Consider the following 19,471-nt stretch of genomic DNA (forward strand, 5'->3'; position numbering starts at 1 on the left):
GGATCGGCAATGTTCAATTCGGAGTTCGGCCACCGAATGCGGCATGGCTGGCCAAAAACCGGGCCGTTTTCGCCTAGCTGCGCATCCGCTCGAACTGTGGATCATAGGGGGACGGGGCGATGATCCTGGCCTCGGCCCGCGTTCCGCACATGTCGATGTCAAACGTGGTATCGACGCTGGCCAAGGCCGCATCGACAAAGGCATAGGCCAGGTTCAATCCCGTCCGGTGCCCCCACTCGCCCGACGTCACCGTCCCCACCACACGGTCCCCTTGCATCACCGACGCGCCCCCATGCGCCGGGGCATGGGTGGCGTTCACCGCGAGGGTCACAAGACATTTCGACGGCCCCCTGGCGTGTCGCTGGGCCAATGCCTCTCGCCCGATGAATTCACCCTTCTGCGGTTTCACAAAACGGGCCAATCCCGTCTCATATGGATCAAATTCGGTGATCAGGTCGGCTTTCCAGTGCAGAAATCCCTTCTCCATTCGCATCGAGTCAACCGCTCGTGCCCCGAACAGGCGCATGTCAAACGCGGCACCTGCCTGTTGCAAGGCAAGGTATGCGGCATAAAGCGAAGCGTTGGGCACGTGAATCTCATAGGCCAGTTCGCCCGAGAAACTGATATTCATCACCGTCGCGGGTGCGATGCCCACGAAACACTCTCGCACGCAAAGCCACGGGAAGGCGTCCGCCGACCAATCGCCCCGCGCGCAGGCGGACAGAACCGCGCGTGCGTTCGGGCCCGCCAGTACAAGGATCGTCTGATCATTGGTCAGGCTTTTCAGGTGCACATCCTCGTCCGCGCGCAGATGTCGGGTCAGCCAGTCCATATCGTGAAACTCGCTAGCAGCCGCCGAGCCGTACCAGACCCGCGCAGGGCCGCGATCACTGGCGGGCAGGTTCGCAACCGTCGCCTCGCCCTTGATCATTCCGTGATGGTTCAGCAGATACCCCAGCCCGACGCGTCCTTCGCGTTTCGTCACCGTGCCGCAAAACATGCGATTCAGAAAGGCATGGCGATCCGCGCCGGTGATCTCGATCCGGTTGAACCCGTTTACCTCGGCCAGTCCGACATTTGTCTGCACGTTCTGCACTTCTGCGGCGACAACGTCGAACGTTTCGTCAAAATCGAAGCCCAAGGTCGGCTCAAACTCAGAACTGGGTTTTATGTAATCGACACGTTCCCACCCATTCACCAAAGTGAATTCGGCGCCAGCCGCAGCCAAAACCGGAGTCAACGGCGTGGTCTTGGCCGGGCGACCGGCAGGGCGGTGTTCATGCGGAAAATGAAACCTGAATTCGTTCTGATAGTCCTCAATCGCCTTCAGCGCCGTGAGTTCGACATTCGCGTGCCCGGCAAACCGGCGCGGGTCGAGGCACCATGTGTCATAGCAGGCCTCACCATGCACGATCTGCTGGGCCAGCAGCCAACCGTGCCCACCACCCTCGCCTAGACCCGCGCGTAGCCCGATGATGCAGAACGCGTTGCGCTTGCCGGGTATCGGACCGACCAAGGGCGCGCCGTCTATCGTGTAGGTGATTGGGCCATTGACGACCGTATGTATGCCAACCTCCATCAAGGCGGGCATCCGCGCAAAGGCCCCTTCCAGAACGTCCGTCACCCGGTCCAGATCATCTGGGCACAGGGCATTGACGAAATTGGGGTCGATCCCATCCATGCCCCAGGTTTTGCAATCCTGCTCATAGAAACCGACCAATAGGCCATTTTTTTCCTGACGGCAGTAATAGTCGCTGATCGGGCATCTCAGCAGCGGCATACGGTGCCCGGCATCGCGAATGGCCGCGATCTCTTCCGTCAGGAAATACTGATGCTCCATCGAGGAAACCGGATGATGCACCCCCATCATCGCACCGACCTCGTTCACACGATAGCCACAGGCATTTACGACGATTTCGCAGTCGATATCGCCATGTTCTGTCTTAACGGTCCAGGTGTCGTCGCTGTGCTGGATCAATCCGATCACGGGCGTGTTGCGATAAACCTCGGCCCCTGCTTTCCGGGCGCGTCGCGCCAAAGCCTGACACAGTTGCGCCGGGTCAATATCACCATCCAAAGGGTCCCATAGCCCGCCGATCAGGTTATCCGTGGAAATCAAAGGGTGCCTGCGGGCGCATTCCTCGGCATCAATTACCTCGAAATGCACATCCATCCCCCGCGCCATCGAGGCAAAATGGCGATAGCCCTGCATCTGCGCCTCGGTATTGGCCAGCCGAATGCCGCCATCACCGTGGTGGTAGTTGATCGGGTAATCGGGGTCTTCTGCCAGCTCTTTATACAGCCGGATCGAGTGGGATTTCAGCCCGACCATCGTCTGGTTCATGCCGAAATTCGTCACTTGCGCGGCCGAGTGCCATGTGGTGCCCGATGTCAGTTCGTTCCGTTCAACCAGAACCACATCACTCCACCCCTCTTGCGTCAGATGGTACAGGGTGGAACACCCGGCGATCCCCCCTCCGATCACAACGACCTTTGTGCGTGACTTCATCGCGCGCTCCTTCCTGCGTCGGTCAGATGGTGGGGACAAACAGGACTTCTCAGCAACGCGCCTTTTGTTGCTTTGAAAAAATCGAAACTGTGGTTTTAGATTTCGAAAGGCTGATTTCTGGTTTTGCGGGCCGCGATATGTGAGTTTTACGGTGGGACCAGACACGACGGAGGAACGCCCCGCGCATGGCATCGGACGGAAACAGAAGAAGCGGTCGCAAGGCCCGTCATGCCCAACGCGCGGCCAAGCCCGAGGTTGATCCCTGCGCGCCCGGTCAGGTTGGTGGTTTCTACAAGCCGCTGACCGAGGGTGAGATTTCCCGGATCTTCGACACCGCGCTTCGTCTGCTGGAAACGCTTGGCATGGGCGAAGTCCCGGATCGTTTGCGCAAGGACCTGCTGGCAGCAGGCGCGTTGGAGGCTGAACATGACCGCGTTTTGTTCCCGCGCGCGATGGTCGAACGTGCAATCAACACGGCGGCAAAAACTTTCACCCTGCATGGGCGGGACGAGGCCCGCTCGATCGAAGTCGGAGGCGATCGGGTGTTTTTCGGAACCGGAGGGGCTGCGGTTCAGACGCTGGACCTTGAGAGCGGTGTTTATCGCCCTTCAACCCTTGCCGATCTGCATGATTTCACCCGCCTGCAGGACACGCTGGCCAATGTCAGCTGGTTCACCCGTTGCTGCGTCGCGACAGATGTACCCGATGTTTTGGATCTGGACGTGAACACCGCTTACGCGCTGGTCAAAAACACCACAAAACCCGTCGCGACATCGTTCACTCTGGCCGAGCATGTCGCACCTATTGTCTCGCTTTTGGACATTGCCGCAGGTGGCCCCGGCGCATTTTCCGAACGGCCGTTTCTGAAGGCGCATATCAGTCCCGTAATTTCTCCGTTGCGATACGGTGAAGATGCGGTGGACGTGGTTTATGAATGCGTCCGGCACAACATCCCGATGTCCTGCATCACCGCCGCGCAGGCCGGCGCAACAGCCCCTGCGACGCTGGCCGGGTTTCTGGCGCAATCGCTGGCCGAGACACTGGCCAGTCTGGTGATGGTCAATACGATCCAGCCCGGCTTTCCCATGGTGTTTTCCAACTGGCCCTTCATCGTGGATCTGCGGACCGGGGCATTTGCGGGCGGCAGTGGCGAGACCGCCATCCTGAACGCGGCCTCGGCCCAGATCATCAACTGGCTGGGCCTGCCCTCGGGCGTTGCGGCCTCGATGACGGACGCCAAGGCCATTGACGCGCAATATGGGGTTGAGAAGGGCATGACCTCGCTGGCGGCGGCTTTGGCGGGCGGCAACCTGATCTATGAAAGCTCGGGCATGACCGCGTCGCTATTGGGTGCGAGTTTTGAAGCCTTTGTGCTGGACAACGAAATGCACTCTCACACATATCGCGCGCTAAGGGGGATCGAAGTGACCGAGGAAAATCTGGGCTTCGAGGCGATCTGCCAGTCGGTTCTGGGTGATGGTCACTTTCTCGGCAGCTCTCACACCTATGAAGCGATGGAGCGGGACTATTTCTACCCTGCCCTTGCAGATCGAACCGAGCCGCGCACGTGGCAGGAGGACGGTGCAAAGGACGCCTGGACCAACGCCCGCGAACAAGCCATCGAGACCTTGCAAACACATCACCCCACCTATCTGACGCCCGAGCAGGATGCAGAGATTCGCAAGCGGTTTCGTATTCTCTACTGACCGCAAACTATGGATTGGCGACACACCGCCAGCCGGTTAGGGTCACACCGACACGGATCAGGGGGCACCATGGCAGACGCATTTTTTCAACCGGTATCGGCGATGGACCTTGCCCGCTTTGCGGGTGTTCCAACCTTCATGCGCCTGCCGAACCTGACACCCGAGCATGAGCGATACAAAGACGTCGATCTGGCACTCGTCGGCATCCCATGGGACGGTGGCACCACAAACCGACCCGGCGCGCGGCATGGTCCCCGGCAATTGCGCGACTATTCCACCATGATCCGCGCCATGAACCCGGTGACCGGCGTCAGCCCATTTTCCTTGGTGAACTGCGCCGATCTGGGCGATGTTGCGCCCAATCCGGTCGACATTGACGACACTCTGGATCGCGTGACCAGCTTCTACGGTCGTCTTGTGTCGGGTGGCATTACGCCGCTTACCGCTGGCGGGGATCATCTGACCACCCTGCCCGTGCTGCGCGCGCTTGCTGCGTCCGGTCCGCTGGGTCTGATCCAATTCGATAGCCATACCGACCTGTTCGACACCTATTTTGGCGGCCACAAATTCACCCACGGCACCCCGTTCCGCCGCGCCGTCGAAGAAGGTCTGGTCGATCCGAAACGCTTTGTGCAGGTCGGCATTCGCGGCACCGCCTACAATACCGAGGATATCGAGTGGGGCGAGGCGCAAGGCACTCGCATCATCCGCATCGAGGAACTGTTCGACCGCGGCATCGACGATGTCATGGCCGAGGTCCGACAGATTGTCGGCACAGCCCCGACCTATTGCACCTATGACATAGACTTTGTCGATCCGACTTATGCCCCCGGCACAGGTACGCCTGAAATCGGCGGACCCAACAGCTTTCAGGCGCAGCAGGTCATTCGCCAGATGTCGGGCGTGAACCTTGTCGGCGCCGATCTGGTCGAGGTCGCCCCCCCGTTCGATCCAAGCGGGGGCACGGCATGGCTTGGTATTTCACTGATGTTCGAACTGCTCTGTGTGCTGGCGCAGGCCGTCGACGCGCGGCGCTAGCTGACGTTTTCGGCAATCATCGAGATCATCTCGAACATCACCGCCGCCGCCGTCAGCGCGGTGATGTTATTCGGGCTGTCTTTCGTAGGCATCATGCAGACCACGTCGCCTCCGATGATGTTCAGCCCCCGCGCCGCGTGAAGAAGGCCCACAGCCTCATCAATATCGAAACCCTTCTCGCCGGGCTCCAGATTGGACACTGCGGGCGCAACAGTCGGGTCAAGGCAATCCAGATCGAAGGTGATATAGACAGGACGGTCGCCCAGCACTTCGCGCGATTGCGCCACCACGTCGGCAAGACCGCGCTGCCGAAACTCGCGCATTGTGACGATGTTATAGCCGTAGTCATAAGATGGCTGGAGCCAGTCCAGACTGCGCGGATGCCCCCGCAGACCGATCTGCATGGACCGGCTTGGATCAACCTGCCCCTGATCGGCCAGATACGCCCCCCAATGCGCCGCCGATTTCTTGGCGCCCAGAAAGTGATCCACCTTGGTAAACACATCCGTGTGGGCGTCGAGATGCAGAAAACTTACTGGCTCGCCCCCCGCCAGCTTGCCACAGCCCAGCGCCTGAACGATACCGCCGGTGATCGAGTGATCGCCGCCAATGGAAACCGGGCGCGCACCGGCGGCGTCAATGTCTTTGTAGAACCTGGTGATCTGCTCGATACAGGCTTCGTTGTCGTTTGCGCGGGGAAAGGGCACATCGCCTACGTCTGCAATCTTCGCACTGGTCCACGGGTCGATCTGAAACAGGGAATGGACCCGGCGCTGCACCGCCGAGACATGACGCAAGGCGCGCGGGCCCAGATGTTGATCCCGCTCGGTCGTGCCGTTACCCGTGGAATGCGGCACGCCCACCACGGCAATGTCCTGCCCCTCGGGGCCTGTGTTGGGGCAGCGAAACAGCGTCGGCACACCCCACCAGTACAGATTATCCATCATGGATTGTTCGTAGCGATCTACCATCCCGCTCTCCTTCAATGAAAAACGCCCCGGGCGGGAACCGAGGGCGTTTGCATTCAGATTTTTTCGTCTTCTCGCCGGAAGGCACCCTGCACGATGCGGTCGATGACCATGGCGCAGAACAGGATGGCAAAGCCGCCCAGCAGGCCCGGCCCCTTGGCCGCGTATTGCAGCGCTTCAAGGATTTCCTTGCCCAGGCCTCCGCCGCCGATCAGTGAGATGATGACTACCATCGACAGGCACATCAGAATGGTCTGGTTTACCCCGGTCATGATCGAGGGCAAGGCCAGCGGAATCTCCACATCCTTCAGCAATTGCCATTTCGAGGCACCAAAGGCGACCGCAGCCTCTTTGATGCTGTCAGGCACCCCGCGCATCCCCAGCGCCGTCAGGCGGATCACAGGGGGCATGCCGAAGATGATCGTGGCCAGAATGCCCGGCGGGTTGCCGGTGCCAAAGAAGGCGATGATCGGGATCAGGTAGACGAACGCGGGGAGCGTCTGCATCAGGTCCAGCACCGGTTCCGCCGCACGGTAGGCGCGCTGAGATTTACCGAACCAGATGCCCAGCGGAATGCCGAAGACCACGCACAGGATCACTGCCGCACCCACCAGCGCAACCGTCTCCATCGCCACGTCCCAGTATCCCAACAGCGCGATATAGGCCAAGGACGCCGCCGTGAAGATCGCCACCCGAGGACCAGCGGCCCGCCATGCGGTGACGCAAATGACGAGCATGACCACCGGCCAGGGCGACCCGATCAGGGCAATGGTCAGCGCATCCAGAACGGATCGGACACCCGCCACGATTCCGTCAAAGACATCGCCCCCGGCGGCGGCTGCGGCATCAATCTGCGCCTCCATCCAACTGGCAAGCGCTGAGAACAGCGTCCCACCATCCTCGCCCAAAAAGACAGCCGAGACCTCCTGTTCCGGGAAGGCGTCCAACAAGGGCAGCGATGCGTTCACGGTGAACTTGTAGACGATCAGAGGCCCGATGGCTGCAATCAGGATCGTGCCCATCACGATATTCCGCGTGGACCGCCCGCTTTCCGTCTTGTCTGGATTGATCCGCCAGTTCGAATACTGTTTCTCGTACACACGGTCGGCGTATAAGCCCTGAACCACCTTGAAAACCAACAGCATCAAGAGCCCGGTTATCAGGATGCCCGTCGCCTCAGACTGTGCCGCCAGCGCGCGTTCCAGGCTTGTGTCCGCCGCTTTCTGGATATTCTCGGCCAGTTTGGTGAAACGGTCGATATCTGCCTGCTCGGTCGCCTCGGCAGCCCGACCCAGCAACTCGTCCGCGCGTTCCTGCTGACGCGCCGCCCGGTCGGCAAACTCCGCGCCCGGATTACCCCAGGCCCCGCGCCCGATCTGGACCCAGGCGATGATTTCAAGGATCAGGAAGGTCCAGAACATGCCCCAGATGGCGCGCGACGCCGACCAGAACGGCCCCAGCACGGCGGCCCACAGGTTGAACGTGTTCGGGATCGCGCTGGTCGCGTCGTGGATCTTGTGAAACGCGTTGACGTAATAGTCGCCGTTTGGCCCAGCGAATTCGTGAATCGAGCGATCCAGCGTCTCGCGGTCGACTTCGATATCCGAGGCGGCGGTGACCTTCATTTCCATGGCTGCATCAGTCATTTTTGCCCCCCTGAATTCCGCGCAGCAGGCGTGGCTTGGTAACGACACCCACATCCGAGCCAGCATCGGTGATGACCACCGGCATATCCGTGTTCACGGCCAGATCGATCAGCTGATCCAGATCGGCCCCTTCATCCGCGCGCGGCGCGCCATCCAGCGGGCCGGAATAGCTGGCGACCGGCTCCATGATCGAATGCGCCTTGACCAGTTTCAGTTTCGAGATGCCCTGCACAAACTCGCGCACATAGTCGTCTGCCGGGTTCATCACGATATCTTCGGGCGTGCCGATCTGAACGATCACACCGTCCTTCATGATGGCGATCCGGTGGCCGATGCGAATGGCCTCGTCCAGATCGTGGGTGATGAATAGGGTCGTTTTCTTCAACTGCGCCACAAGCGCCTTGAACTGATCCTGCAATTGCAGGCGGATCAGCGGATCCAGCGCCGAGAACGGTTCGTCCATCAACAAAATCTCAGGGTCCGAAGCCAGCGCCCGCGCAATCCCCACGCGTTGCTGCATCCCGCCTGACAGCTCTTTGGGCAGGCGGTCTTCGTAGCCGGTCAGGTCCACAAGGCCCAACGCGTGATCTGACACCGCCCAGCGTTTGGACTTCGACACTTTGCGAATTTCCAACGGATAGGCCACGTTATCGCGGACAGAGCGATGCGGCATCAGCGCCATATGCTGAAACACCATTCCGATCTGTTGCGCGCGAATGCGGCGCAGTTCTGTTTCGGAAATGGCTGATACATCCTTGCCCAGAATTTCAATCTTGCCCGCCGTGGGTTCGATCAGGCGGTTTACGTGCCGGACCAGAGTGGATTTGCCCGATCCCGAAAGGCCCATGATGCAGAAAATCTCGCCGCGCGAGACCTCGAAACTGGCGTCCTGTACGCCGACCACACAGCCAAAACGCTCCAGCACCTGCGCTTTGGTCAGACCCTCTTTCAGGACGGCTTCCATGGCTTCGGGCGCGCGGTTGCCGAAGATTTTCCAGACATGTTCAAGTTTAACGACAGATTCGTCCATTTGCCCCCCATAAGGCGCGGTTTCGCCAGGCAGATAGGAAAAGGGCCGTCGCGATCTGTCGCAACGGCCCGGGTTTCATCGGCTTAGTTGGTCAACCAGCCAATCACCGTGTCTTCGTTGTCGGCCACCCATTGCTGAGCGAAATCTGACGCTTCCATATTATCCACGGCCAACGCCTTGCCCATCGCACTCAGGTCGTCGCCCTGCATCTGATAGTTGCGGAACAAAGCGGCCACTTCGGGATAGGCCTCTTCCAGTTCTTTCGCATAGTGCAGGTGCAAGGTCGCACCGTTCCAGGCTGTTGATGCTTCGGACTTGGCCAGCCAATCAGGGTCATCGGTCGGCTGAACAATCGTCCAGGTCGCCGGATCATGGGCGGGTTCTTCCAGCACAGTCAGGTCCTGCGTCACGAAGATGTAGTGCGGGCTATAGCAGAATCCGATCCACGGATCGCCTGCCTTGGTCGCGTTGGCCAGATTGGCGTAGGCGATGGTCTCTTCGTATTCGGTCAGGTCGAAGATCTGATCATAACCATATGATTTCGCGCGTATCTTCTCGACCACGGTCGAGGCCCATCCGGGCGCGCCGATCCATACCTCAGGCGTGCCGTTACCGTCTGTGTCGAAAATGGCCATCTTGTCCGGATCGCTCAGGTCATCAATCGATGTGATGCCGTGCTGTTCCGCGATGTAGGTCGGGATACACATGCCCTGTTCGGCCTGAACCGGGTTTTCGTTCATCACGACGGTGCCGTTATCCTTGACATAGGTGTCATGCAGGTTCTGCTGGTTCGGCATCCACACTTCGGGGTGGACATGCATTGAACCGCTGTCCATCGCCTCGAACACGATGGGGTTGGTGCCGTTTTGCAGTTCGACATCCAGGCCCAGATTCTCTTCGATGACAACCTCAAGGATATGCGCCGTTGCGTTGACCGAGGCCCAGTTTGGTACGCCAATCACGATGTCGGCCGCAAAAGCCGGCAGGGCGACGACTGCAGAAGCACCACCCAGTAGCAACGATAGTTTTTTCATAAGATCTCTCCATGTTGAACGTTATGGGGCACGGTGTTTCAGCAGGTCCCACCCACCCGCGCCTGTTCTTTTTTGACAACACGTGTGTTTGCAGCTTGTTAGTCTGCACCCATTGGCGATACACGTGTTGGAAAAGTGAAACATGCGAATGTATTGCGCATCAAGCGCGACACAGCAGAAACGAAGTTTGTTCGAAATTACGAAAACCAATATTCGAGATTTTCGGAATTACTTGCCGAATTGCGTATGTCTTCGGCGAAAACCATAGGGCAAAGGCAACGCTTTCCACAATTGCTGCGGGAGAAGCGCAACGCGCCATGCACGCAAGGCACAGCTTACATTATGCAGTTGTCTGATTGCAGCGCGACCTGATCAGCAGCAATCGCATTTGCACGTCGCGACGTAGCTGTCGCAATGGTTCGGCAATACGGCGACCGCAACCAGAACGGGGCGCGAAATGCAGCCATCGGCACTGACGCGGGCATAGGCGACCTCGCACCTGTCCACGTCCACAAGGCGTTGATTATTGTCATCCTTGCGGGCCTTGGCAGCTGAACTTGCCGTACCTGCCGTGCTTGCGGGATCGTCTTTGTGGAAAACCGAACAATCGATATTTACGACAAGTTGAACCACCTTTTCCTCGCAAGGACCAAGCGTGAACTTTGTGTCCGACAGGGCCGCCGCCCAGCCAAGATCGCGCCCGCTGGCGGTTGAAAAGCTGCTCAGCGAAACGGTGACGTCGCGGGTGCGGCGCGAGTCATTTGAGAAGGTCAGCGAGATAACGCGTCGTTCAGAACAGCGCGCTTCGATCAGCACATCGCCATCGCAGATACAGCAGTCGCAGCAACTGTCGTGCCCGCACGGGTCACAGTCGCAGCCACAATCGTCGTAATAGGACCGCCGCGCATCTGGGACGCCGTACAGGCTTTGGGTATAGGCTTGTATCTGCGTATACCCCTCGCGCAGGTTACAGAGATAGTCGTCGACGGTCATCATCCGCATGCCCTGCGTCCGGTAGCAGTAGCCATAAAACACCTCGGGGTTTCTGCCCTTCCCACTACCGCGCCGTGTCATGGTTCTTTGCATTTTCTTGCCTCCTCATCACAGACAGAGCGTTCAAACCGCCAGAATGTGCACTGTCACTGTTTCAGACAAAATCCGGATGGCCGCGTTGGCCTCGACCCCTTTGGGGATCGTGCCCGGTATCGTGAATTCCCACATTTGCGAGACCGTCTGCCCCGCAGCCACCGTTACCGGATCGTTCTTGACCTTGAGTGGTGTGAAGCTTTCCAACTCGGCATCATAGCTCAGCGACATGGCCTTCATGACGTCGTCCAGAGTCCGATCCGTATCGCGCAGTTTCTTCAGCGTTTCGCGCTGCGCCCGGCAATGCAGCAGATCCAGATCCAGTTGCACGGCCCCAATGGCGGGAACATCAACCGGCACATTGCCGTGGTTTCGGAACGCCATCAGTTTCTTGACCTTGGTTCCGGCGGCGCCGACCAGAAACACCTCATCCGGGTTGATCTCGAAATCCACCACCTCGGTCACGATAACCTCGGCCGGGTGGTCAGTGCCATCAACGGGCAGCGTCATCGCGTAGATACCTGGCGGGGTCGTCGGGCTGAGCGCTACTGTAACCGGCACGGATTTGCTGGCCCCGGCCCGCAGCTTCACCCGCGGCAGATCCACGGATAGTGTCGGTTTCGCTGCTGCGGCCCGCGACCCCCGGCCCGATGTGGGTTTGACCTCTGTCAGCTTCAAATCACGCAGGGCTTTGCGTTCCGTGCTTGCGTTGCCCAGGTTCAAGGTGCCGTGCACCGCGCCGGGTGCGCCCACCAGAACAAGTGGCTCAAGAAGTGTGACATCCGGCGTCTTGGTCTTTGCAGCCCTGGCCATATCGCACCCCTATTTGATGTGAATTTTGACGCCGCCCGAGGATGGGCTGGGCTTGGCCGTTTTCGACCCACCGGACGGGGCCGAGCTTTGCGCAGGCAATTGGACCGAGGGGCGGAAGGGCAACTCTTCGTAGACCTGCTTGCTTTCGCCGCTATAGGTTACGCCGTAATATTCGACGCCCATATAAGTCACGCCGATATGGTGGTGATAGGGCTGGCGGATGATACCGGTCGGAAGCTTGCCGTAATTGACGGTCGTGCACAGATCCAGCGCCACAGGTTTCAGATCAATCGACAGCGGCTTGATCTCAAGCGTCAGGTCGGTGGTGTTTTCGCTGACGATGGGTTCCGAGATTTTCAGGTCCTGAACGCTCTCGGTCTTGATCGGATCGCCGCCTTCCAGCTTGGTCTCGGTCTTGATCGGTGTTTGACCCCCGTTCAGCGTGACACCGATATCGTCGATGCCGTTGATGGTGACATCGGCATCTGTGTCCGAGTCGATTGTGATGGGTCCGTTATTGACGTTTACGGTGCTGCGGCCACCGCCACCTTTGCCTCCGCCCCCTGGCATAGTCACCTCCAAATCCATTCCGGTGCTCGCCGCACCTGAGTAAGCGCTTGGCACGAAAACTGTGCAAAAAGTACCGCCAAGGTAGCATATTTTGGCCTCTGATTCACGGGTGAACCTGTGATCCGGCGGCTTGGACGGCGTCAAACCCCTGAATTCGTGGTATGATAGGCGCTGACCAAAACGACGTCTGCGCGACGCGAACGAGGGTATCACCAAAGGTGACAGACGCTGTGAGTGTAGAAATCGCATTGACTCCGCAGAACCCTACCCATGCCGGGCTGTCGGGTCGGTTGGTCTGTTTTCCGCATGCAGGCGGCGCGGCAGAGCGCTTTCACGACTGGATGAGCGGATTTGCGCCGGTTCTGGATGTCAGGGCCGTCACCCTGCCCGGACGCGGACGGCTTTTGGACCAACCGCCGATGGATCACTGGCCGGATCTGATCGAGTCGGTTCTGGCCGGGATTCAACCACTGACAGATCGACCCCTTGCCGTTTTCGGTCACAGCTTTGGGGCCTTGCTGGCCTATGAAATCACCCGCGCGCTTGACGATCAGGGCAAGCCGCCCGACCTGCTGGTCGTCGCCGGGTCTGCACCGCAGATGGCCCGGCGTGATCGCACAATATCCGGGCTGCCAAGGTCGAGGTTTCTGTCCGAGATTGAGGCCATCAACGGCACGCCGCCCGATGTTCTGTCCAACGCAGACTTGATGGATCGGTTTCTGCCTGCCTTGCGCTCAGATTTTGCCCTGCTCGAAACCTATGACGCGGACCGCGCCAGCAAGCACCCCCCATTAAGCTGCCCAATCCTTGCGGTCGGCTCGGACAATGACCCGCAGGTTCCGTTCCACAGCATTCTCGGCTGGCGGCACCGCACGCGCAGCCGTTTTGAATGCCGCCTGTTTGCAGGCGATCACTTCTTTCCCTTTTCCAACCCGGATTTCGCCGACACACTTTTCGACTACGTTGATGATGCCCTGAATGAACACTCAAAGGACCTCCATCGCGCCGGATGAGGCGTCGATTGCCATTATCGGCATGCAGGGGCGCTTTCCCGGCGCGGCCAGTGTGGATGAGTTGTGGCAGAACTTGCTGGCGGGGCGCGAGGCCGTCACGACGCTGAGCCCCGAACAAATGGAAGGCGCGCAGGTCCCGAAAGAGCTGTACGAGTTGCCGAACTACGTCAACAAAGCCACCCTGCTGGATGACGTGGATAAGTTCGACGCCGAGTTCTTCGGCTTCAGCCCGCGTGATGCGGAACTGACCGACCCGCAGCACCGCCTGTTTCTGGAATGCGCCTGGCACGCGCTTGAGGATGCGGGCTATGTGCCCGACCGCTACAAGGGAGACATAGGTGTCTTTGGCGGCTGTGAGTTGTCGGGCTACCTGTACCTGATCAACCGCAATCTTGACCGTCTGGGCTTTCTGGACGGCATGCAGTTGATGATCACCAACGACAAGGACTACATGGCCACACAGGTGGCCTATAAGCTGAACCTGACCGGGCCTGCGATCACGGTTCAGACGTCCTGTTCCACATCCCTTGTTGCGACCTGTCTGGCCTGTCAGAACCTGCTGGAAGAAAGCTGCGACATTGCGCTGGCCGGGGGCGTTACGGTCAAGGTCCCGCAGCGGCGCGGCTACCTGTTTGCCGCCGGGGGCATCCTGTCGCCGGACGGCCAGTGCCGCCCTTTCGATGCGGCTGCGCAAGGGACAATCGTGGGCAGCGGCGTGGGTCTTGTGGTGCTCAAACGGCTAGACAAGGCCCTTCGCGACGGTGATCGAATACGCGCCGTGATCCGGGGGTTTGGTCATAACAACGACGGATCGAACAAGGTCAGCTATGCAGCGCCCAGCGCCGAAGGTCAGGCCCGTGCAATTGAAACCGCGTTTCAGATGGCGGGCATCCCGCCCCGCTCGGTCGGCTATATCGAGGCGCACGGAACCGCGACCATGCTGGGCGACCCTATCGAGATCACAGCCCTGTCGCGCGTGTTCCGCAAATCGACCGAGGACACGCAGTTCTGCGCCATTGGCTCGGTCAAAGCGAATGTCGGACATCTGAGTTGCGCCGCCGGAGTAACAGGGCTGATCAAGGCTGCTTTGGTGGCCGAGACCGGCACGATCCCCCCCAACCCCCATTTCAACATCCCTGCCCCAGGCATCGATTTTCCGACCAGCCCGTTCTACGTCAACCGTGACGCGACCAAGGTGGCGGCAAGCGACGGGCCGCGACGGGCCGGTGTCAGTTCGTTTGGGGTTGGCGGAACCAACGCGCATATCCTGCTCGAGGAGCCTCCGAAACAGGCCCCATCCGGGCCGGGGCGCACGCAGCAATTGATCGTCATGTCCGCCCGCAACAAAGCCGCGCTGGATCGGCTATCGCTGTCACATGCACGCCGCATCATGAATGCCGCGCCCTCTGACCTGGCGGATATTGCCTACACAACCCAAACAAGCCGCGCGCGGTTTGCCCTTCGGCGCTACGTGCGCGTTGATGCCAATAACCCTGCGGGCAGCGCGTTGGCCCTGTTGGCGAATAACAGCGACAAGGTGCGCACGATCGCATCCAGTGGCGAGGATCGCCCCGTCGTTTTCATGTTCTCGGGCCAAGGCGCGCAATACCCTGACATGGGCAAGGGCCTCTATCGGTCGGAAGCGGTGTTTCGCAAAGCCTTCGACCGCTGCTGCCGCGCCTTTCGGGACAGCAGCGGGCTGGACCTGAAGCCCATCGTTTTCGCCAAAAAAGCGGACCGTGAACGCGCGGCTGAGCAATTGAAGCAGACGCAATTCACGCAGCCTGCGCTGTTTGCCGTAGAATATGCGCTGGCGCAGCTTTGGATGTCGTGGGGCGTTCGACCGCGCGCGATGATCGGGCACAGCATCGGCGAATATGTTGCGGCAACATTGGCCGGGGTAATGACATTAAAGGACGCGGCAAAACTGGTGGCCCGACGTGGAGCTCTGATGGCGTCATGCAAGCCCGGCTCGATGCTGGCAGTTCCGAAAGAGGAAGCCTATCTGCGCCCGTTGCTTCCCAACGACATCGCGGTTGCCGCTGTGAACGCCCCCGGAATGACCGTTGTGGCCGGACCGAGCCCGGCAATCAAGCGACTGGCGAAGCGGCTTGAGAACCAGAAGATCAAAGCCACTATTCTGCGAACCTCACACGCGTTCCATTCAGCGATGATGGACCCGATTCTGGACGACTTCATCGACGCGTTCGAAGGCATTCGCCTGCGCGCGCCTCAGATTGACATCTATTCCAACCTCACCGGCACCGTCCTGACCAAAACCGCCGCAACCGACCCGGCCTACTGGGCCATGCACCTGCGCAGCGCGGTGCGGTTTGCCGACTGCGTCAAAGCCGGGCTGGACCTGCCCGACGCCGTTTTCCTTGAGGTCGGCCCCGGCCGATCCCTGACCAACCTTGCCGGGCTGCAACTGAGCGGAACCGGCTCGGTCGCCCTGCCCTCGATGGACAGCAAATCCGGTCCGCAGGTCGAGGCTGACATGGCCACCGACACGCTCGGCCAGCTTTGGGCGCATGGGGCTGAAATCGACTGGCATCGCTATTATGCGGACGAGGCGCGATGCAAAGTACCCGTGCCGATCTACCCGTTCGAACGGGACAGCTATTGGGTCGGCGGTGCGGAAGATCCCAGCGTAGACGCGGCGGCAACGCGCAAAGCGATGGTCGATTGGGGGTATGTGCCCAAGTGGATAGACGCTCCGATCACGGACACGGAAGGTCTGCCCGACGATGCGCGTGTCCTGATCTTCAGCGACAAGGGTCAGGCGCCCCGAGTGTTGCAAAGGACGTTACGATCCAAGGGGGTCGGCGCAATCATTGTCACCGCATCTTCGCGGTTCATACGCCGCAAAGACAGGGCGTTCTCGGTTGATCCGAGCAATCCAGCACACTTCACCCGGCTTGCAAGCGAACTGCGGGACAACGACAAGCCGATCACACATATCGTTTATCTCTGGCCTCTCGCGCTATTGGACGCCTCGGCCAATGTCATGGCGATGCAGAGCGCGGCTTTGGCCATCGCCAAAGCCAACGGACTGGCCAAGGTTCGGATAATCTCGGTCACATCCCAGGCGCAGCCTGCCCGAGCGGACGAGACGACGGGCGTCGAGGCCTCGGCTACACTCGCCTTGGCGAAGGTGCTGGGACAGGAGGTCCCCTCGCTGCGCGTTACCTCGGTCGACATTGCGGAAAACGACCGGACCAAACCTGCCGCGGATCGCTTCGCAGGCTGGCTTTTGAACGAATTGGAAACGCCAGAGTTCGCCCCTTCGGTTGCCTATATCGACGGAAAACGGTGCCGCCTCAGCTATCAGGCGCAGCAGTTGGAACCCGTCGAAGCGTCACCGCTGTTCAAACGCAAAGGTGTCTATGTCATCACCGGCGGCTTGGGCAATATCGGGCTGGCAATGGCCGAGATGCTGGCCGAACGCTACAAGGTCAAGTTGGTCCTTTTGTCCCGTTCCGGCGGACCTGCGGAATCCGAATGGGAGGCGCTAGCCAACGGCCCCAACGAGTTCGACAAAACCGCGATGCTGGCGCGCAGGCTGCTGGACTTGTCGCGCAAAACCGAAGTTATGGTTTTGAAAGCAGATGTGTCGGACGAAAAGACGATGCGCAGCGCCATGTCCAAAGCCGTCCGAAAGCTAAGCCCTATCAATGGCGTCTTCCACATGGCCGGAAATGTTGGCAGCGGGTTTGGCAAACTCAGCGATCTGACAGCAGACGATCTGCGCAGCCAGACTGACCCAAAGATCGGTGGGGCCCGCGTGCTTGCACAGGTTTTGCAGGATCACAGCCCGGATTTCGTCATGCTGGGCTCGTCCCTGTCCGCTGTTCTTGGCGGATTGAACCTGGGATATTACGCCGTCGCGAACCAGATGCTGGACGCGTTCGCCGCCTCGCAACCCTCCGATACCCGCTGGATTTCAGTCAACTGGGACCAATGGGCTTTTGCGGACCAGTCACATGGAGAGGACGCGATCTCGCCCGCAGATGGGGTCGAGGCGCTGGATCGCCTGTCCGCGTTGGACACCAATCAGATTGTGATCTCAGCCACCCCGCTGCAGGCACGTCTGGCGGAATGGGTCGAGTTCACAGCCACGCCCAAAGCCACCGAAACCACTACCACAGGTCATAGCCGCCCCAACCTCAGCAACCCGTTCGAAGCACCGAAGACGGATATGGAGACCATCCTCGCTGGCATTTGGGAAGATCTGTTGGGCCTCAGCCCCGTTGGCATCCATGACAAGTTTTTTGAGTTGGGCGGGCATTCGCTGCTGGCCATCGAAATGACCATGCGGATTGAGGAGAGGTTTGGTTTCAACCCCGAGGTCGGCCAGATCTTTGATACGCCCACAATCGCGGGTCTGGCCCCGATCATCGAAGCGAATATCGGCAAGACCACTGACAAACCAATCCAGCCGGACATTGCAGCCCCACAGCCCGAGCCTGATCTGGACCTGGAAGGGACCAAGAAAAGCTTTCAGGACATGTATGACGGCGTGACCAACCAGCTTGATAGCTCGGCCTTCGGGGCTTTTGCGCATTTCCTGAACTACGGCTATGCGCCCAACGGTGCGCCCGAGGCGTCGGATGTCCGGCTCAGCGACACTATGATGAACCGAAACTCGGTCAAACTTGCGTTGGAGGTGATTGGAGCGCACCCAATTGACGGCACATCCGTTCTGGATGTGGGATGCGGTCGCGGCGGTACCGCGCGGACTTTGGTGGAGTTCTTTGAGCCCGCCTCTGTCACCGGGCTGGATTTATCCGGGGCCGCCATCGCGTTCTGCCGAAAGACGCATACCGATCCCCGCCTGACCTTTGTGCAAGGCGACGCCGAGAACCTGCCGTTCGAGGATGGCCAGTTCGACGCGGTCACAAATATCGAAAGCTCACACACCTATCCGGCGATCCAGAAATTCTATGCCTCGGTCCTGCGCGTCCTGAAACCCGGCGGCGCGTTTCTTTACACTGACCTGCTACCGCTCGGGAAACTGAACCAGTGCGTTGAACGTCTGAAAGACCTTGGCTTCGACATCGAAGATGAACGCGACATCACGCCGAATGTCCTGCTGTCCTGCGATGAGATTGCCGCGTCGCGCCTTGGTGCCTTCGGCGGCGATCAGGAGATGAGCAACTTCCTCGCCGCGCCCGGATCGGCGGTTTACGAGTCGATGAAATCCGGGGAATGGAGCTATCGCATCTGGCGGCTCAGGAAACCGACTAGCTGACGTTTATTTCCATGGAAATCAACTGATTGCGCGCCTGCCCTAACCCTACGATGACCAACGCTGTAGAGTAGCTATGCCCTGCGCGGTACAGTTCGGCATCGACGGGAACCATGATCTTGACCAGTTGCTTTTGACCGGGCGCCAGATTGATCAGATCGGGGATCACATCGATCATCGCGCCTTCAACTGCAACGCCGTCCTCGTCCAGAACCGGGGTGGTCGAAATCCGGGGGCTGACACTTGTGGCGGTGCTGTTCTCTACCTCGAAACTGGCCGACAAGGTGCTGCCAGCCACACCGCTTAACGAGATCGTGGCCGCCTGCGGTTGCGCGGAATGTTCTGCCGCGAGGCCATTCATGCCCCGGCTGTTCAGAAACTGGAACAGTTCGTCCGTATAGCGCTTGGACAGGACCTGAGCCGAGGCCGCATAGCGGATGGCAAGCTGCAACCCCTCCTGCGCAATCTCGGCCCCGCGTGTTTCGGTGAATTCCTTGTAGAGATCGGCCATGTCAGGGTCATAGCCCTGTTCCGACAATCGCTGATATTGCGTACCAGCATCGGTGTATTGCTGCGTGAAGGCGGTATAGATCGATTGAAGCTGGCGATAGCTTTCCTCCATCGCTGCCTGCAATTCCGCCTGTTTGCCTAATCCGTGATGCGTGGGCGGTACAGCGGCAGGCGCAACCTCGACCTCCGCCTTAACCTCAACCGGTTCCGGCTTGGGTTTGGGCTTGGGCGCCGTTTGCTTTGCTTTGGGACGCGGGCGTTTTGCGGGTTGCTTGCCGGTTGCTTTAGCCATCTCAGCCC

General features: G+C 59.7%; 13 protein-coding genes. 4 read left to right on the top strand and 9 right to left on the bottom strand.

All coding sequences use genetic code 11. From position 1 onward, the window contains the following. Positions 1-73: 73 nt before the first annotated feature. Positions 74-2,509 carry a GcvT family protein gene (locus ACR0E6_RS06735; protein WP_480581760.1) on the bottom strand — a complete coding sequence of 812 codons (2,436 nt, stop codon included), beginning with the start codon at positions 2,507-2,509 and terminating at the stop codon, positions 74-76. A 185-nt stretch (positions 2,510-2,694) separates the two neighbouring features. On the opposite strand from ACR0E6_RS06735, the gene ACR0E6_RS06740 reads away from it, so the two are divergent. Further along, positions 2,695-4,215, top strand: coding sequence for a trimethylamine methyltransferase family protein (locus ACR0E6_RS06740; protein ID WP_170517648.1), 1,521 nt, complete (start codon positions 2,695-2,697; stop codon positions 4,213-4,215). A gap of 69 nt (positions 4,216-4,284) precedes the next feature. Beyond that, positions 4,285-5,253: an agmatinase gene (locus ACR0E6_RS06745; protein WP_480581762.1), complete on the top strand. Its 969-nt coding sequence runs from the start codon at positions 4,285-4,287 to the stop codon at positions 5,251-5,253. Here ACR0E6_RS06745 and ACR0E6_RS06750 read toward each other — a convergent pair. From ACR0E6_RS06750 to ACR0E6_RS06780, 7 genes are all read right to left on the bottom strand, one after another. Beyond that, complete coding sequence (locus ACR0E6_RS06750) at positions 5,250-6,224, bottom strand: arginase family protein (RefSeq protein WP_480581764.1); 975 nt, start codon at positions 6,222-6,224, stop codon at positions 5,250-5,252. The genes ACR0E6_RS06745 and ACR0E6_RS06750 overlap by 4 nt on opposite strands. 53 nt (positions 6,225-6,277) lie before the next feature. Next, positions 6,278-7,867: an ABC transporter permease gene (locus tag ACR0E6_RS06755; protein WP_480581766.1), complete on the bottom strand. Its 1,590-nt coding sequence runs from the start codon at positions 7,865-7,867 to the stop codon at positions 6,278-6,280. After that, positions 7,860-8,897, bottom strand: coding sequence for a quaternary amine ABC transporter ATP-binding protein (locus tag ACR0E6_RS06760; RefSeq protein WP_480581768.1), 1,038 nt, complete (start codon positions 8,895-8,897; stop codon positions 7,860-7,862). The genes ACR0E6_RS06755 and ACR0E6_RS06760 overlap by 8 nt, the downstream gene beginning before the upstream one ends. Positions 8,898-8,980: 83 nt before the next feature. Then, a complete protein-coding gene (locus ACR0E6_RS06765; RefSeq protein ID WP_170517634.1) occupies positions 8,981-9,931 on the bottom strand; it encodes an ABC transporter substrate-binding protein in 951 nt (316 codons plus the stop codon). A 372-nt stretch (positions 9,932-10,303) separates the two neighbouring features. Continuing rightward, a complete protein-coding gene (locus tag ACR0E6_RS06770) occupies positions 10,304-11,017 on the bottom strand; it encodes a hypothetical protein (RefSeq protein WP_170451671.1) in 714 nt (237 codons plus the stop codon). A 30-nt stretch (positions 11,018-11,047) separates the two neighbouring features. After that, complete coding sequence (locus ACR0E6_RS06775) at positions 11,048-11,830, bottom strand: COG1470 family protein (protein WP_480581771.1); 783 nt, start codon at positions 11,828-11,830, stop codon at positions 11,048-11,050. 9 nt (positions 11,831-11,839) lie between these two features. Beyond that, positions 11,840-12,400, bottom strand: coding sequence for a hypothetical protein (locus ACR0E6_RS06780; protein WP_480581774.1), 561 nt, complete (start codon positions 12,398-12,400; stop codon positions 11,840-11,842). 230 nt (positions 12,401-12,630) lie between these two features. On the opposite strand from ACR0E6_RS06780, the gene ACR0E6_RS06785 reads away from it, so the two are divergent. Both ACR0E6_RS06785 and ACR0E6_RS06790 read left to right on the top strand, forming a co-directional pair. Beyond that, positions 12,631-13,413, top strand: coding sequence for an alpha/beta fold hydrolase (locus tag ACR0E6_RS06785; protein WP_170451676.1), 783 nt, complete (start codon positions 12,631-12,633; stop codon positions 13,411-13,413). Further along, positions 13,379-18,664 (top strand): beta-ketoacyl synthase N-terminal-like domain-containing protein, encoded by a 5,286-nt coding sequence (locus tag ACR0E6_RS06790; protein WP_480581776.1) that lies wholly within the window; start codon positions 13,379-13,381, stop codon positions 18,662-18,664. The genes ACR0E6_RS06785 and ACR0E6_RS06790 overlap by 35 nt, the downstream gene beginning before the upstream one ends. Here ACR0E6_RS06790 and ACR0E6_RS06795 read toward each other — a convergent pair. Then, positions 18,657-19,463 carry a hypothetical protein gene (locus ACR0E6_RS06795; RefSeq protein WP_480581780.1) on the bottom strand — a complete coding sequence of 269 codons (807 nt, stop codon included), beginning with the start codon at positions 19,461-19,463 and terminating at the stop codon, positions 18,657-18,659. The two genes, ACR0E6_RS06790 and ACR0E6_RS06795, sit on opposite strands and share 8 nt — an antisense overlap. Positions 19,464-19,471 lie beyond the last annotated feature (8 nt).

The organism is Ruegeria sp. AP12, from assembly GCF_056540025.1.

Bases quoted from the DNA above. Each gene is read 5' to 3' on its own strand.
- ACR0E6_RS06735 (WP_480581760.1), bottom strand. From the start codon at position 2,509: ATGAAGTCACGCACAAAGGTCGTTGTGATCGGAGGGGGGATCGCCGGG.
- ACR0E6_RS06740 (WP_170517648.1), top strand. From the start codon at position 2,695: ATGGCATCGGACGGAAACAGAAGAAGCGGTCGCAAGGCCCGTCATGCC.
- ACR0E6_RS06745 (WP_480581762.1), top strand. From the start codon at position 4,285: ATGGCAGACGCATTTTTTCAACCGGTATCGGCGATGGACCTTGCCCGC.
- ACR0E6_RS06750 (WP_480581764.1), bottom strand. From the start codon at position 6,224: ATGGTAGATCGCTACGAACAATCCATGATGGATAATCTGTACTGGTGG.
- ACR0E6_RS06755 (WP_480581766.1), bottom strand. From the start codon at position 7,867: ATGACTGATGCAGCCATGGAAATGAAGGTCACCGCCGCCTCGGATATC.
- ACR0E6_RS06760 (WP_480581768.1), bottom strand. From the start codon at position 8,897: ATGGACGAATCTGTCGTTAAACTTGAACATGTCTGGAAAATCTTCGGC.
- ACR0E6_RS06765 (WP_170517634.1), bottom strand. From the start codon at position 9,931: ATGAAAAAACTATCGTTGCTACTGGGTGGTGCTTCTGCAGTCGTCGCC.
- ACR0E6_RS06770 (WP_170451671.1), bottom strand. From the start codon at position 11,017: ATGCAAAGAACCATGACACGGCGCGGTAGTGGGAAGGGCAGAAACCCC.
- ACR0E6_RS06775 (WP_480581771.1), bottom strand. From the start codon at position 11,830: ATGGCCAGGGCTGCAAAGACCAAGACGCCGGATGTCACACTTCTTGAG.
- ACR0E6_RS06780 (WP_480581774.1), bottom strand. From the start codon at position 12,400: ATGCCAGGGGGCGGAGGCAAAGGTGGCGGTGGCCGCAGCACCGTAAAC.
- ACR0E6_RS06790 (WP_480581776.1), top strand. From the start codon at position 13,379: ATGAACACTCAAAGGACCTCCATCGCGCCGGATGAGGCGTCGATTGCC.
- ACR0E6_RS06795 (WP_480581780.1), bottom strand. From the start codon at position 19,463: ATGGCTAAAGCAACCGGCAAGCAACCCGCAAAACGCCCGCGTCCCAAA.